General features: G+C 53.6%; 10 protein-coding genes and 3 pseudogenes. 12 read left to right on the top strand and 1 reads right to left on the bottom strand.

Translation table 11 applies throughout. The features are described from left to right. The first annotated feature begins 128 nt into the window (after nucleotides 1-128). The 8 genes and pseudogenes from MNO13_RS06710 to MNO13_RS24440 all read left to right on the top strand — a co-directional run. Nucleotides 129-2,237, top strand: a complete 2,109-nt coding sequence (locus tag MNO13_RS06710; protein WP_241939671.1) for a type VI secretion system Vgr family protein — start codon at nucleotides 129-131, stop codon at nucleotides 2,235-2,237. Between the two features lie 56 nt (nucleotides 2,238-2,293). Continuing rightward, nucleotides 2,294-6,505, top strand: a complete 4,212-nt coding sequence (locus MNO13_RS06715) for an RHS element core protein (protein ID WP_241939672.1) — start codon at nucleotides 2,294-2,296, stop codon at nucleotides 6,503-6,505. 2 nt (nucleotides 6,506-6,507) lie between these two features. Then, nucleotides 6,508-6,960, top strand: a complete 453-nt coding sequence (locus MNO13_RS06720) for a sugar tyrosine-protein kinase (protein WP_133521969.1) — start codon at nucleotides 6,508-6,510, stop codon at nucleotides 6,958-6,960. Nucleotides 6,961-6,990: 30 nt separating this feature from the next. Then, nucleotides 6,991-7,788: pseudogene (locus MNO13_RS06725) on the top strand (RHS repeat-associated core domain-containing protein); the annotation flags it as partial. Nucleotide 7,789: 1 nt separating this feature from the next. Beyond that, nucleotides 7,790-8,224 carry a hypothetical protein gene (locus tag MNO13_RS06730; protein WP_241939673.1) on the top strand — a complete coding sequence of 145 codons (435 nt, stop codon included), beginning with the start codon at nucleotides 7,790-7,792 and terminating at the stop codon, nucleotides 8,222-8,224. Nucleotides 8,225-8,254: 30 nt separating this feature from the next. Further along, nucleotides 8,255-9,066: pseudogene (locus MNO13_RS06735) on the top strand (RHS repeat-associated core domain-containing protein); the annotation flags it as partial. An 11-nt stretch (nucleotides 9,067-9,077) separates the two neighbouring features. Beyond that, nucleotides 9,078-9,476 (top strand): type IV secretion protein Rhs, encoded by a 399-nt coding sequence (locus tag MNO13_RS06740; protein WP_241939674.1) that lies wholly within the window; start codon nucleotides 9,078-9,080, stop codon nucleotides 9,474-9,476. Nucleotides 9,477-9,513: 37 nt separating this feature from the next. After that, a pseudogene (locus MNO13_RS24440) lies at nucleotides 9,514-9,666 on the top strand (hypothetical protein); the annotation flags it as partial. 41 nt (nucleotides 9,667-9,707) lie between these two features. On the opposite strand, the gene flk reads toward MNO13_RS24440, so the two are convergent. After that, nucleotides 9,708-10,712, bottom strand: a complete 1,005-nt coding sequence (gene flk / locus MNO13_RS06750; protein WP_064544748.1) for a flagella biosynthesis regulator Flk — start codon at nucleotides 10,710-10,712, stop codon at nucleotides 9,708-9,710. Nucleotides 10,713-10,816: 104 nt separating this feature from the next. Here flk and pdxB point away from each other — a divergent pair, with 104 nt between their 5' ends. The 4 genes from pdxB to MNO13_RS06770 all read left to right on the top strand — a co-directional run bounded on the left by pdxB (nucleotide 10,817) and on the right by MNO13_RS06770 (nucleotide 14,529). Next, nucleotides 10,817-11,947, top strand: a complete 1,131-nt coding sequence (pdxB, locus tag MNO13_RS06755) for a 4-phosphoerythronate dehydrogenase PdxB (protein ID WP_064544751.1) — start codon at nucleotides 10,817-10,819, stop codon at nucleotides 11,945-11,947. A 69-nt stretch (nucleotides 11,948-12,016) separates the two neighbouring features. Beyond that, nucleotides 12,017-13,030, top strand: coding sequence for an aspartate-semialdehyde dehydrogenase (locus MNO13_RS06760; RefSeq protein WP_133521967.1), 1,014 nt, complete (start codon nucleotides 12,017-12,019; stop codon nucleotides 13,028-13,030). Further along, nucleotides 13,030-13,845 (top strand): tRNA pseudouridine(38-40) synthase TruA, encoded by an 816-nt coding sequence (gene truA, locus MNO13_RS06765; RefSeq protein WP_064544755.1) that lies wholly within the window; start codon nucleotides 13,030-13,032, stop codon nucleotides 13,843-13,845. Before MNO13_RS06760 ends, truA begins: the two co-directional genes overlap by 1 nt. Before the next feature lie 24 nt (nucleotides 13,846-13,869). Then, complete coding sequence (locus MNO13_RS06770; RefSeq protein WP_064544758.1) at nucleotides 13,870-14,529, top strand: DedA family protein; 660 nt, start codon at nucleotides 13,870-13,872, stop codon at nucleotides 14,527-14,529. Nucleotides 14,530-14,631 lie beyond the last annotated feature (102 nt).

Here is a 14,631-nt window from a genome sequence, read left to right on the forward strand (position 1 = left end):
CAATTTTCTGATTTTCAACCTGAAAAACTGACCGCGGTCACACTATAAAAAAACAGACTGCTTATTCTTCTTCACCTGTTAACCATGTTTATCATTTGTCCGGCAGCGCGTCGGCACAGGGAAGAATTATGTCAGTAAAAGGACTGCGTTTTACGCTACAGGTGGCGGGGCTTGAGCCGGACACCTTTGCGGTGGTGAGTTTCTTCCTCCGCCAGCATTATTCCTCCTCCTTTATCCTCGACGTCGATGTTGCCAGCGACTCCTTCCGCCAGACTGCCGAACAGTTACTCGAGCAGAATGCCACGCTGACGGTCTGGCAGGGTGCCACCGCCGTGCGCCATGTCAGCGGCATTATTGCCACCTTCGGCATGAGCGAGAACAACGGCTGGCAGATGCGCTACCGTTTCCGCATTCATCCTCCCCTGTGGCGCTGCGGCCTGCGCCAGAACTTCCGTATTTTTCAGCAGCAGGATATCCGAACCATCACCGCCACGTTGCTGGCGGAAAACGGCGTCACGGACTGGACCTCCTCCTTTTATGAGAGCCATCCGGCACGGGAATTCTGCGTTCAGTACGGGGAAACTGACCTGGATTTTCTGGCAAGACTGTGGGCCGAGGAAGGCATCAGCTTCTTCGATGACGCCTCAGCGCAGGCGCAGAAACTGACGCTGTGTGATGACGCAGCTGGCCTGGTCCGCGCAGAAAATACCTTTCCCTTTAACCCGAATACCCCGGACGTGACCAGGGAGTGCATCAGCGTGTTTCGTTACGAAGCGAACGTGCTGCCGTCTTCGGTCATGAGCCAGGATTACACCTTTAAGGTACCGGACTGGCCGGGGAGGTATAACCACAAGGCCGACAGCCTGAACGGCCAGCGCGCACAGTATGAAATTTATGATTATCCGGGGCGTTTCAAGGATGAGCAGCACGGCCGGGATTTTACCCGTTACAAAACCGAGGGCTGCCGCAATCAGGCGGAAACTGCCACGGGGACCAGCACGTCAGCGACGTTATGGCCGGGGGGGCGTTTCACCCTTTCCGGTCACCCGATAAAGGCCCAGAACCGGGAATGGCAGGTGGTGAGCAGTATCCTGACCGGTGACCAGCCGCAGGCGCTGCATGGCAGTCGCGGCGAGGGCACCACCCTCATCAACCAGTTCAGTGTGATGCCCGCTACACGCACCTGGCGTCCGGCCCCGCGCTTCAAACCGAAAGTCGATGGCCCGCAGAGTGCGGTGGTGACCGGCCCGCCGGGGGAGGAGATTTTCTGCGACGAACACGGGCGGGTGCGGGTGAAATTCCGCTGGGACCGTTATCACGGCGGCACGGAAGACAGCTCGTGCTGGATACGGGTGTCGCAGGGGTGGGCCGGTGCCGGGTTTGGTCACCTGGCGATACCGCGTGTCGGCCAGGAAGTGATAGTCGATTTCCTCAACGGTGACCCGGACCAGCCGATAGTGATGGGGCGGACTTATCATGAATTTAACGGTTCACCGGGAGACCTGCCGGGAACGAAAACGCAGATGACCCTCCGCTCAAAAACCTACAAGGGCAGCGGGTTTAACGAACTGCGCTTTGATGACGCGACCTCAGCGGAGCAGCTGTACCTCCATGCGCAGAAGAACATGGACACTGAAGTGCTCAATAACCGCACCACCGATGTGAAAGTCAACCATAGCGAAACCATCGGTGGCAACCAGGTCATCACCGTGAAGCAAAACCAGCTGCAGACGGTGGTGCAAAACCAGAAAGAAATCGTGGGGCAAAACCAGAGTATCACCGTCGGCCAGAACCAGTCGGAGACGGTGGGTATTGTCCGCGCGCTGACCGTGGGGCTGGCTTACCAGACCACCGTCGGGGGCGTGATGAACACCTCGGTGGCGCTGACGCAGTCCTCACAGGTGGGGATACAGAAATCGCTGGTGGTCGGTAAGGGGTATCACGTCAGCGTCGGGGAGAATGTCACCTTCACGGTGGGTAAAAACCGCACCGAGAGCACCGGCAAAGTGGCGGTGTATTCCGCAGGTGAGCATCTGGAACTGCGCTGCGGGATGGCGAGGCTGGTGCTGACGAAGGACGGGAAAATCTTCCTCAACGGCACCGCCATTAATCTGCAGGGTGTGCAGAGCGTCAGCGGCGATGCCCTGATGATTAACTGGAACTGCGGTCTGACGGACAATCCGCCGGAAGCACCGGAGGCGGACAGCACCCAGCCGCCGGACATGCGGCAGTTCTGAACGGCAGCCCCGCGTAACCATCAATTTTCAGTTCATGTAAACAGAAGGATTTGTGTATGACCGGTAAACCCGCGGCACGGATGGGTGACATGACGGCGATGGGCGGCCCGATAGTTCAGGGCTCCGCAGGGGTGATGATTGGCGCACCAACCGGGGTGGCCTGCTCGGTGTGCCCGGGCGGCAGAACCTCCGGCCACCCGGTGAACCCGCTGCTGGGGGCCAAGGTGCTGCCCGGTGAAACCGACCTTGCCCTGCCGGGGCCGCTGCCGCTGGTGCTTTCCCGTACCTACAGCAGTTATCAGACCCGGACGCCGGCACCGGTGGGCGTGTTTGGCCCCGGCTGGAAAGCGCCTTTTGATGTGCATCTGCAGATACGCGATAACGCCCTGATACTCAATGACAACGGCGGCAGAAGCCTGCATTTTACTCCGTTGTTCCCGGGGGAGGTGGCGCTCAGCCGCAGTGAATCCCTCTGGCTGGCGCGGGGGGGCGTGGCCGCCCTGCAGGATAACCACCCGCTGTATGCCCTCTGGCGGGCACTCCCGGAAGACCTTCGCCTGAGCCCCCATCGCTACCTCGCCACCAGCAGCCCGCAGGGGCCGTGGTGGGTGCTCGGCGGGTGTGAGCGCATCCCCGCCGTCGATGAGGTGCTGCCCGCGCCGCTGCCGCCGTACCGGATACTGACCGGACTGGTGGATAATGTCGGGCACAGGATGACCTTTCACCGCGAGGTTGCCGGTGAATTCAGCGGTGACATCACCGGTGTCACCGATGGCGCAGGCCGCCGCTTCCGGCTGGTGCTGACCACGCAGGCACAGCGTGCAGAACAGGCCCGGAAACAAAAACAGCCACCTTTCCCGGAGGCGTTGCCTGCCACCGGTTACGGCACCGACACCGGCGTGCGCCTGGCGGAAGTGTGGCTCACCCGAGACCCGCTTTACCCGGATAACCTGCCGGCTGAGCCGCTGGTGCGCTATCACTATTCCCCGCGGGGCGAGCTGGCCGGGGTGGACGACCGCAGCGGCACCGCCGTGCGCGCCTTCACGTATGATGCACTGCATTCCGGAAGGATGGTGGCGCACCGTTACGCCGGTCGCCCGGAGATGCGTTATGTCTATGACGCTGACGGGCGGGTGACGGAACAGCGCAACCCCGCAGGGCTAAGCTACACCTACCGCTATGAGCAGAATCGCGTCACCACCACCGACAGCCTGAACCGCCGCGAGGTGCTGCACACCGACGGTGAAGGCGGCATGAAACGGGTGGTCAAACAGGAGTTTGCCGACGGCAGCCTCACCCGCAGCGAGTTCGATCCGGCCGGCAGACTGGTGGCGCAGACGGATGCGGCGGGACGCACAACGCAGTACCGGCTGAGCCCCGGCAGCGGCCAGCTGACGGAGACCGTCGCCCCGGATGGCCGCCGCACGGCGTTTTACTACAACCGCCAGCAGCAGCTGACCAGCACGGTTCACCCGGACGGCCTGAAAAGCCGGCGTGACTATGATGAGCACGGCAGGCTGACCGGCGAAGTGCAGCGGGACGGCACTCAGACGCGTTATGGTTATGATGATCCGCACAGCGAATATCCGACCACCCGCGACGATGCCACCGGCAGCCGCCAGATGAGCTGGAGTCGCTACGGCCAGCTTCTGACGTACACCGACTGCTCGGGCGATGAAACCCGCTATGAATATGACCGGTTCGGGCAACTGAGTGCCGTGCATCAGGAAGAAGGCCTCAGCCGCTACCGGACTTACGATGCGCGCGGCCGGCTGGTCAGTCAGCAGGATGCGCAGGGCAGGCAGACGCGTTATGAATACAACGCTGCCGGCGACCTCACCGCCGTGATGTCCCCGGACGGCCGCCGCACCACCACGGCGTATGATGCGTGGGGTAACGTGGTCAGCACCACCCAGGGCGGGCTGACACGCCGGATTGAGCACGACCCGGCCGGGCGTGTCACGGCACTGATAAACGAGAACGGTGCCACCACCACCTTTGGGTACGATGTGCGGGACCGGCTGACGCAGGAAAGCGGCTTTGACGGCAGAACGCAGCGTTACCACTACGGCCCCACCGGGCAGCTCATCCGCAGCGAAGATACACAGCTTGTCACGCACTGGCATTACGATGAGGCAGACCGCCTGACGCACCGCACGGTGAATGACGAACCGGCAGAACAGTGGGGCTACAACGAACGGGGCTGGCTGGCGGACATCAGCCATCTCAGCGCCGGCCAGCGGATTGCGGTTCACTACAGCTATGACAGCCGGGGGCGGCTTATCAGTGAGCGCCAGACGGTGCATGATCCGGCAACGCAGGCACTGCTCTGGCAGCATGAAACGAAACAGGCGTACAACGAGCAGGGGCTGATGAACCGGTTTAAGCCGGATAACCTGCCGCCGGTGGCGTGGCTGACCTACGGCAGCGGGTATCTGGCGGGCATGAAGTTCGGTGACACACCGCTGATGGACTTCACCCGTGACCGCCTGCACCGCGAGACACAGCGCACCTTCGGGGATTATGAACTGACGACGGCCTGGACCCCCGCCGGGCAGTTACAGCACCATCACCTGAGCCTCCCTCAGCTTAACCGCGATTACGGCTGGAATGCAGACGGGCAGCTGACCGGTATCCGCGGGCCGCATGAGCAGCGCGATTACCGGTATGACGGGGCCGGACGGTTACTCAGCACACAGATAACCTCCGCGCAGCATACGCTGTCGCAACTGACCCTGAGCGACCCGGCGGGCAACCGGGTGGCGGACAGGAAGGCCTTCCCGGCACTGCCGCAGAACTGGCCGGCTAACCGCATCAGCGAAGATGCGCACTGTTTTTACCATTACGATAGCTACGGCAGGCTGACGGAAAAGGACGAACGGCGCATCCACCCGCGCGGCAGCATCACGCACCACTACGGCTATGACCACCAGCACCGGCTGACGCATTACCGCCGGATGCAGAGCGGCAACATGCTGACGGAGAGCCGTTATGCTTATGATCCGCTGGGCCGCCGCATCCGCAAACAGGTGTGGCAGGGAGAGGCATATGATGGCGGCTGGTACGTGCCGACAGAGCCCGCGGAAAGCGTGTGGTACGGCCAGGAGGGCGACCGCCTGACCACCACGCAGACGGATAAATCGCGTATCCAGACGGTGTACCTGCCGGGGAGTTTTACGCCCCTGCTGCGGGTGGAGACGGCGACAGCCGCGCTGAGCACCACCACCCGCCGCACGCTGGCGGAGAAACTGCAGCAGGACGCGGGACTGGTGCTGATGCCGGAGCTGGTGACCCTGCTGGATAACCTGGAGCGGGAGCTGCGCAGCGGCCAGCTCAGTGACCAGAGCCGCCAGTGGCTGACGCAGTGCGGGCTGAGCGTGGAGCAGATGGAAAAGCAGCTGGAGCCGGAACACACGCCGGAGAGAAAAATCCATCTTTACCACTGTGACCACCGGGGACTGCCGCTGGCGCTGATTGATGAAGCAGGAGCGATAGCCTGGCAGGCAGAATACGATGAATGGGGCAATCAGCTGACAGAAGAAAACCCGCATCATCTGCAACAGCTCATTCGTCTGCCGGGCCAGCAGGCTGATGAAGAGACGGGATTGTATTACAACCGCCACCGTTATTATGATCCGCAACAGGGGCGGTATATTACCCAGGATCCGATAGGGCTGAAGGGGGGGATGAATTCGTATGTTTATCCGTTGAATCCAGTTAAGGGAGTAGATCCATTAGGGCTGATTACATTTGGTGGTGCATTTGGTAAGGAGGCTGGTTCAGCAGTAAATGCTGCTTCCAAAGGCTATATGTCATACGAAGAAGCATCGGCAACAATAGATGCGGCAAATGGACCATATTATGAACCCCCATCAGGTTCTATTTCACTTGATGCTGGAATATCACTGGATGTTTTTAGTGGGGGGAGTTTAGTTGTGGGAATCGCAGTTGGAACAAATGATAAAGCTTCTGGTAATAAAGATGTTTGTACGTATTACGCTCAATGCGACCATAGTGGAGTTGGTCTGGCGATGGGATTTGCAGCATCACTTTCCGTTTCTGAAGCGGGTGTGTCACCAGGACAGACAGACTCAAAAGGGGCAATGATGGGAGGCGGTTTATTGGGTAAGTTCTCTATTGCAGGAACAAAAGACTCCTCGGGTAATCTTACTGGAATTTTAAGTGTAGGTCCTGGTATTGGAGCCTGGGTCGGTGAGTTGAGTAATTGCTCACAATATGCAAAATGTTTATCAGAGTTGTTGGGGTAATGATGAACAAAAATAAATTGACAATACTGATCATTGTTGTAATGGCTTTTATATTATTCAGATACATGTTTAGTGTTATCTTTAAAAACGATAAACCTTTAAGGAAGGAAGCTGAAAATAAGGTTTCTTTATTTCAATCTCTTTATAACAGCCAGCATTTAGATAAGATATACAATGAATCCTGTGATGATTTTCAGCAAGCAACACCCCGAGATGAATTTCTATCAATTATGAATGGAAAGATGGAGGTGTTCGGTGAGTTTGAACATTCAACTTTATTGCATAGTAATGTTATCAACTCAAAAAAAATAATTTTAAGTTACCGAACAACTTATAAACACTACTCTTTAATTGAGGAGTTTATCTACAATTATAATGATAAAAAAGACTTATGCCTGCAAAGCTTTTATATCGATGATTCAGGTAAACGAGGTAATGTAATTAAACTGAAATAGGACTATTACTCAGTACACAGATAAACTGTACGTACCCCCCGTCGTACCTTGGCGGAGAAACTGCATCAGGATGCAGGGATGGCGTTCAGGCCGGAACTGGTGAGCCTGCTGGATAACCTGGAGCGGGAGCTGCGGACTGACCAGGTCAGTGAACAAAGCCGCCAGTGGCTGATGCAGTGTGGGCTGACGGCAGAACAGATGAAAAGCCAGCTGGAGGCGGAGCACACACCGGAGAGAAAACTCCACCTGTACCACTGCGACCACCGTGGACTGCCGCTGGCACTGATTGATGAAGGGGGAGCTATTGCGTGGCGTGCGGAATACGATGAATGGGGAAACCTGCTGTCAGAGGATAACCCGCAGGCTCTGCAACAGCTCATCCGGCTGCCGGGGCAGCAGGCGGATGAAGAGTCGGGGCTGTACTACAACCGCCACCGTTATTATGACCCGCAACAGGGGCGGTATATTACCCAGGATCCTATTGGGCTAAGGGGTGGGTGGACTGCTTATGTTTATCCGCTAAATCCAGTTCAATATAGAGATCCGAAGGGGTTGAGCAGCCAAATCAACTTAGGTACAGGGTTTGAGGGTTATGGTAGAAATATTAGTAGCTTAGATATTTTAATGACACAGAATGGAGCATCACCCTATGAAGTAGCACAAGCTAATCACAATATGTGTATAGGTGCTAATGGTTGGAATCCAGGGAATACTTATGCCAAAGGAATCGTGTTTGATGCATCGGCAATCGGCATAGGTGGGCTTGGTGGTGGGAGTTTTAATGGTGTTCTTACTTGTCAGCAATATACTAAATGCATAGTGAATTAACATGAGAAAATATAAATTCTATATTGTTGGGGTTATGTTAAGCACCCAAGTATTGATTGGCTGCAGCGATGAAGGTTCCCGTGATGCAATGCTTACAGTCGAGGCGTTTCACGAGCAATTCAATTTAAAAGATTTTGAAAAAATTTATGTAGATATAGTTTCTAAAGAATTTAAAGATTCAATGACAAAGTCAGATTATTTTTCCCTTATGAACAAAAATGCTTCTGTGCTTGGAAGTTATCAATATGGGAGGTTATTAAAAAGCGATCAGGTAAAGGTATTGATTGGGGATGGTAATATAAGATTGACTTATCATTCGATATACTCTAATTATGAATTGAATGAGATGTTTATAATAAAGAAAGAAGATGGTCGGGATAAAATAAAACAAATAGTTTATGACGATATTCATGTTGTAACACTCAAAGAGAAATAATTCAGTTAATACTTAATTATGGCACTGTAGTGGCTGGCGAAGTGCGGGCTGAACGTGGAACAGATGGAAAACCAACTGGAGCCGGAACACATCCCGGAGAGAAAAATCCATCTTTACCACTGTGACCACCGGGGACTGCCGCTGGCGCTGATTGATGAAGCAGGAGCGATAACCTGGCAGGCAGAATACGATGAATGGGGCAATCAGCTGACAGAAGAAAACCCGCATCATCTGCAACAACTCATTCGTCTGCCGAGTCAGCAGGCTGATGAAGAGACAGGATTGTATTACAACCGCCATCGTTATTATGACCCGCAGCAGGGGCGGTATATTACCCAGGATCCGATTGGGTTGAGGGGGGGAATTTATATAAATATACGAATAATCCAGTGCAGGAGGTTGATCCACTGGGTTTGGTTAACCTATTTGACATAATTTGGGTTGATGAAATTGAAGGAACAACTTCTATTGATCTAACAGGATCACTTGATATTGTTACATTAGGCGGAAATGCTGGCTTTGGTGTTGCGTTTAGTAAAAAGAAAGGTGATTGGATTTCAGATATTTGCTTCTATCTGGCTGCATGTGGACATATGGGTTCAGGAGGTAATGTTGGAGCAGTTCTGACCGTAACAACCTCAGGTGCTCAACCGTCGACAGGGGTAGGACGCTCAGGTGGGATTGGCGCAAGTGGTGGGGCTTTTGGACGATTTGGCATTGCGATACAGGATGATTTAGACAATCCAGGTTCACCTTTAACATCAGCTAGTATTGGTGTCGGCGCTGGTTATTATTCAGGAAGCCTTGTTTGTCAAACACCTCAAATCTGCTTGGTTAATTAAAAGGAATATTTATGCGATCTTTGAATATTTTAGTAATTATGCTCGTTGTATGCGCCTGTACTCCAATAGATGTGGATTTGGCACAAAAATGTGTTGATAGATTTCATTCTATGTATGAAAAAAAAGAGTATGCTGAAATTTATGCCGAAACATCTAGTGTACTTAAAATTGAAGCAACGGAAGAGCAATTTGTAAGTGTTTTAACTGAAGCTGAGAATAAAAATTTGGGGGTATTCAAAAAATCGACATTGAAAAGTAAAAAAAAATCATATTATTTATTTAGTAATAATGAGATTGTATTGACATATATCTCAGAGTATACAAAAAGAAATGTTTATGAGGTTTTTGTCTATGAAATAGTTAATGGCGCAATGAAATTAAAAGGATATCATTATGATTCTATTAATTAATGCGTCGTATATTATGTAGTATTATCCTTTAATGTACTTTGTCTACGATACCCTGGACCGGCTGACGCAGGAAAGCGGCTTTGACGGCAGAACACAGCGTTACCACTACGGCCCCACCGGGCAGCGCATCCGCAGCGAAGATGCGCACTGTTTTTACCATTACGATCGCTACGGCAGGCTGACGGAAAAGGATGAACGGCGCATTCACCCGCACGGCAGCATCACGCACCACTACAACACAATCCACAGCAGTGCCATGACCACAACCAGCGCAACCAGCGCCATGCCTGGTCGCGCACTCACGACTTTCATCGGCTCGATAAACGGTGCCCAGATTGGGCTGGCTATAGGCTGAATATGATGTGTCTCAAGCGCCGCTGGCTGGCGTTGCGCCCGCTTTAAAAACACCTGATTCAAAATATCCTGCACTTGTGCTGCGGACAGTAACGTCTGTGGCGTCGCCTGGAAGCGTTGCTGGGAGTAATCGGTCATCTCTTGCCATTCAGCCGGTTCCAGTGGCTGCTTCAGTGCGGCCTGAATGGTATGCAGGGTAGGCGCATTTTGCTGACTCAATGTCTGGCGCGCTTGCAGCCAGGTGGTCAGCAAAGTGAAGTGTTTGGCTGGAATCAGTTCGCCTGTTTTCACGCCAGAAAGCTCAAGCATCGATTGCCAGATTAATTTTCCGGATTCGCCCGTCGCGGCGGTCAGTTTGGCGACCTGTTTATTTAACGAGTTATGCTCTGCCGGAAGCAGCGGGCGGTCGGTGGCCTGGCGCTGTTGCGGTTGTGGGATCGCCAGTTGGTTATTTTGCAATAACGTCAGCACGCTTTTGAGCTGCTCTGGGGTGAGCTGACTTAGCGCAGTCTGGCCAAATTGCTGGCGAATGTAGTCGCTGACAGCCTGGCGATTATTGCCCTGCGCCAGCAATTCGCTGAGCTGCTGAACCACCTGGCGTGTGGCGTGGCTGGTTTGAGCCACGCTAACTCGCTGATTAAGATTTTGTTCGGCTGCCGGGAAGTGGCGCGACAACAGTGGTGTTTCACTTTTTAGCCCGAGATCATGCTTGAGTCCCGCCCACACTTCAGCACTTTGTTGCTGGTTTAGCGCAACAATTCGCGTGATCAATCGTTCCAGAACGGTACGTTGTTTGGAGGAAAGCGGAAATTCGCCTGCCGCAGAAGGTGTGGAGGGAGGTTCCCCCGAAGGACGCGTAGCCGCCCCTTGAATGGGTTGCATAGTCTAAAAATCCTTTGTCGTTCCCCGGCTCAAGTATGCCAGGCCGCAAGATTATGGCACACTATCGGGCTTATTCTCGACGTTTAACAAACAGGTAGCGTAAAGTGAAAATCCTCGTTGACGAAAATATGCCCTATGCACGCGAATTGTTCAGTCGCCTTGGTGATGTGACTGCTGTTCCCGGGCGCCCGATCCCAGTCTGTGAACTGGCGGATGCCGAGGCATTAATGGTGCGCTCGGTCACCAAAGTAAATGCCGATTTGCTTGATGGCAAAGGGATTAAATTTGTCGGTACGGCAACGGCGGGTACTGACCACGTTGACGAGAACTACCTTGAGCGCGCGGGTATCGCGTTTTCTGCAGCCCCTGGTTGCAACGCTATCGCCGTTGTCGAATACGTCTTTTCTTCACTGTTAATGTTAGCTGAACGTGATGGTTTCGAGTTGGCCGACCGCACGGTGGGGATTGTTGGCGTCGGTAACGTCGGTTCACGCTTGCGGGCACGCCTTGAAGCCTTCGGCGTTCGTACACTACTTTGCGATCCACCTCGCGCGGATCGTGGCGACACAGGCGATTTCCAGCCGCTGGAAACGCTGGTGCGCGAAGCGGATGTGCTGACATTCCACACGCCATTGTTCAAAGATGGCCCATACAAATCGCTGCATCTTGCCGATGAAAAACTGATCTCAAGCCTTAAACCAGGCAGCATTCTGATTAACGCCTGTCGTGGCCCGGTGGTCGATAACGCCGCGCTGCTGAAGTGTCTGGAAAATGGCCAGGATCTTAGCGTGGTGCTGGATGTCTGGGAACCAGAGCCAGACCTCAATGTGGCGTTGCTCGATAAAGTCGATATTGGCACCTCACACATTGCCGGCTACACGCTGGAAGGCAAAGCACGCGGCACCACGCAGGTGTTTGAAGCATTCAGTGAGTTTATTGGGCAGAAACAACAAGTGGCGTTAGACACTTTATTGCCCGCCCCTGAATTCGGTCGCATTACCCTGCATGGTCCGCTCGATCAGCCGACACTCAAAAGACTGGTTCATCTGGTGTATGATGTGCGCCGCGATGATGCCCCGTTGCGTAAAGTGGCGGGAATACCTGGTGAGTTTGACAAGTTACGCAAAAACTACCTGGAACGCCGTGAATGGTCATCGCTGTATATTCAGTGTGATGATGAATCTGCGGCACAAACACTGCAAAATCTCGGTTTTAGCGCAGTTTATACCCGCTAGCCCTAATCTTTGTCCCATCGGGCGAATGTCCGGTGGGACGCTGTTTTATCAAGTCTGGAGTAAACCAACATGTCTGAAGGCTGGAATATTGCCGTTTTAGGTGCCACGGGTGCCGTAGGCGCAGCTGTGATTGAACTGCTTGCCGAACGCCAGTTCCCGGTTGGTGAATTGTATGCCCTGGCGCGTAATGATAGCGCGGGTGAAAACATTCGTTATGAAGGCAAAACGGTGATGGTTCAGGATGCTGAATCATTTGACTGGACTCAGGTTCAGCTCGCGTTCTTCGTGGCAGGCGTTGAAGCCACGGCGCGTTACGCAGAAGAAGCCACTAACGCCGGTTGCCTGGTGATTGACTCCAGCGGCCTGTTCGCCATGGAACACGATGTGCCGTTAGTGGTGCCTGACGTGAATCCTTTTGTGTTGGGTGAATACCGCAATCGCAACCTGGTGGCTGTTGCCGATAGCCTGACCAGCCAATTGCTGACCGCGCTGAAACCGCTGATTGAACAAGGCGGTTTGTCGCGCATTCAGGTGACCAATTTACTGGCGGCTTCTGGGCGTGGCAAAAGTGCAGTCGATGCGCTGGCCGGGCAAAGTGCGCGTTTGCTGAATGGTTTGCCAATCGAAGATACCGATTTGTTTGGTCGCCAGTTGGCCTTCAACATGCTGCCATTAGTGCCAGATGCGGAAGGCAGCGTGCCTGCTGAACGCCGCCTGGTGAATGAAGTGCGTAAAGTGTTGCAGGACGAAGGCGTGATGATTTCTGCGAGCATGGTTCAGGCTCCGGTATTTTACGGTCACGCACAAATGGTCAACTTCGAAGCGATGCGCCCGCTGGCCGCTGAAGAAGCGCGTGATGCGTTTGGCCAGTTTGAAGATATCGAGCTTTCTGAAGAAGGGCAGTTCCCGACTCAGGTTTCCGATGCTTCCGGCAGCTCACATCTTTCTATTGGTTGTATTCATAATGATTACGGTATGCCTGAGCAGATTCAATTCTGGTCTGTTGCCGATAACGTGCGTTTCGGTGGCGCGTTGATGGCGGTGAAAACAGCTGAAAAATTAGTGCAGGAGTATATGTACTAATGTCCGACGTGTTACCTGAAATACCGCGGCGTAAAATTGCGCTCGGCATTGAGTATGACGGCAGTAAATATTATGGCTGGCAGCGCCAGAACGAAGTGCGCAGCGTGCAGGAGAAGCTCGAAAAAGCGCTCTCTAAAGTGGCGAATGAGCCGATTCACGTGTTCTGCGCAGGACGAACGGATGCTGGTGTGCATGCCACCGGTCAGGTCGTGCATTTCGAAACCCGTATGGATCGTAAAGATGCCGCATGGACTCTGGGTGCAAATGCGAATTTACCTGGAGACATTGCGGTGCGTTGGGTTAAAGCTGTGCCGGACGATTTCCATGCCCGATTCAGCGCCACGGCGCGTCGCTACCGTTATGTCATCTATAACGAACGGCTGCGTCCGGCTGTGATGGGGCAGGGTGTGACGCACTTTTATCACCCGCTTGACGCCGATAAGATGCACCGTGCAGCGCAGTGTCTGTTGGGCGAGAACGATTTTACCTCGTTCCGTGCGGTGCAGTGCCAGTCGCGCACACCGTGGCGTAACCTGATGCACATCACCGTGACCCGTTATGGCTCATACGTGGTGGTGGATATCAAAGCGAACGCATTTGTGCATCATATGGTGCGTAACATTGTTGGCAGCTTGATGGAAATTGGTTGTGGGAATCAGGACGAAAACTGGATGGCGCAATTGCTGGCGGCGAAAGACCGCAAGCTGGCAGCAGCCACCGGTAAAGCAGAAGGTCTGTACTTAGTCTGCGTTGATTATCCTGAACATTTTGCGTTACCTAAACCCCCGATGGGTCCACTTTTTTTAGCTGACTGACCCTTGTCGAAAAGGTAGATAACTATGGAATTTATCCGCTTTATTATTGATTTTATATTGCACATTGATGTGCATTTGGCGGAGTTGGTTGCGCAGTATGGTGTTTGGGTTTACGCCATTCTGTTTTTGATTTTGTTCTGTGAAACCGGCCTGGTGGTGACACCATTCTTGCCTGGCGACTCTTTATTGTTTGTTGCCGGTACGCTGGCTGCCTTGCCAACCAACGATCTGAACGTCCATACCATGGTGATTTTAATGGTCATCGCCGCCATTATTGGCGATGCCGTGAACTACACTATCGGGCGGTTGTTTGGAGAAAAGCTGTTCAGTAATCCGGATTCAAAAATCTTCCGCCGCAGTTATCTTGATAAAACCCACGCTTTTTACGAGCGTCACGGCGGAAAAACGATTATCCTCGCGCGCTTCGTACCGATTGTGCGAACTTTCGCACCGTTCGTCGCCGGGATGGGGCATATGTCCTATCGTCATTTTGCGATGTATAACGTGGCCGGTGCGTTGCTGTGGGTACTGTTATTTACCTACGCAGGTTACTGGTTTGGAAACTTCCCGATTGTGCAGGAAAACTTGAAATTACTGATAGTGGCGATTATCGTCCTGTCAATTCTGCCGGGTGTCATCGAAGTTCTCCGTCAAAGGTATGCGGCTAAACGCCTACAAAAGTAACCCCATCGCGCGGTTCGACCACTTTTTTATCCAAAGTCGCGGGCCGTTATGTTTTAATGAGCACCATTTATGGTCTGGGGCAGCTATTGCTGCCACAGAAAA

It is taken from the genome of Buttiauxella ferragutiae (assembly GCF_022637515.1).
Classification (GTDB): domain Bacteria; phylum Pseudomonadota; class Gammaproteobacteria; order Enterobacterales; family Enterobacteriaceae; genus Buttiauxella; species Buttiauxella ferragutiae.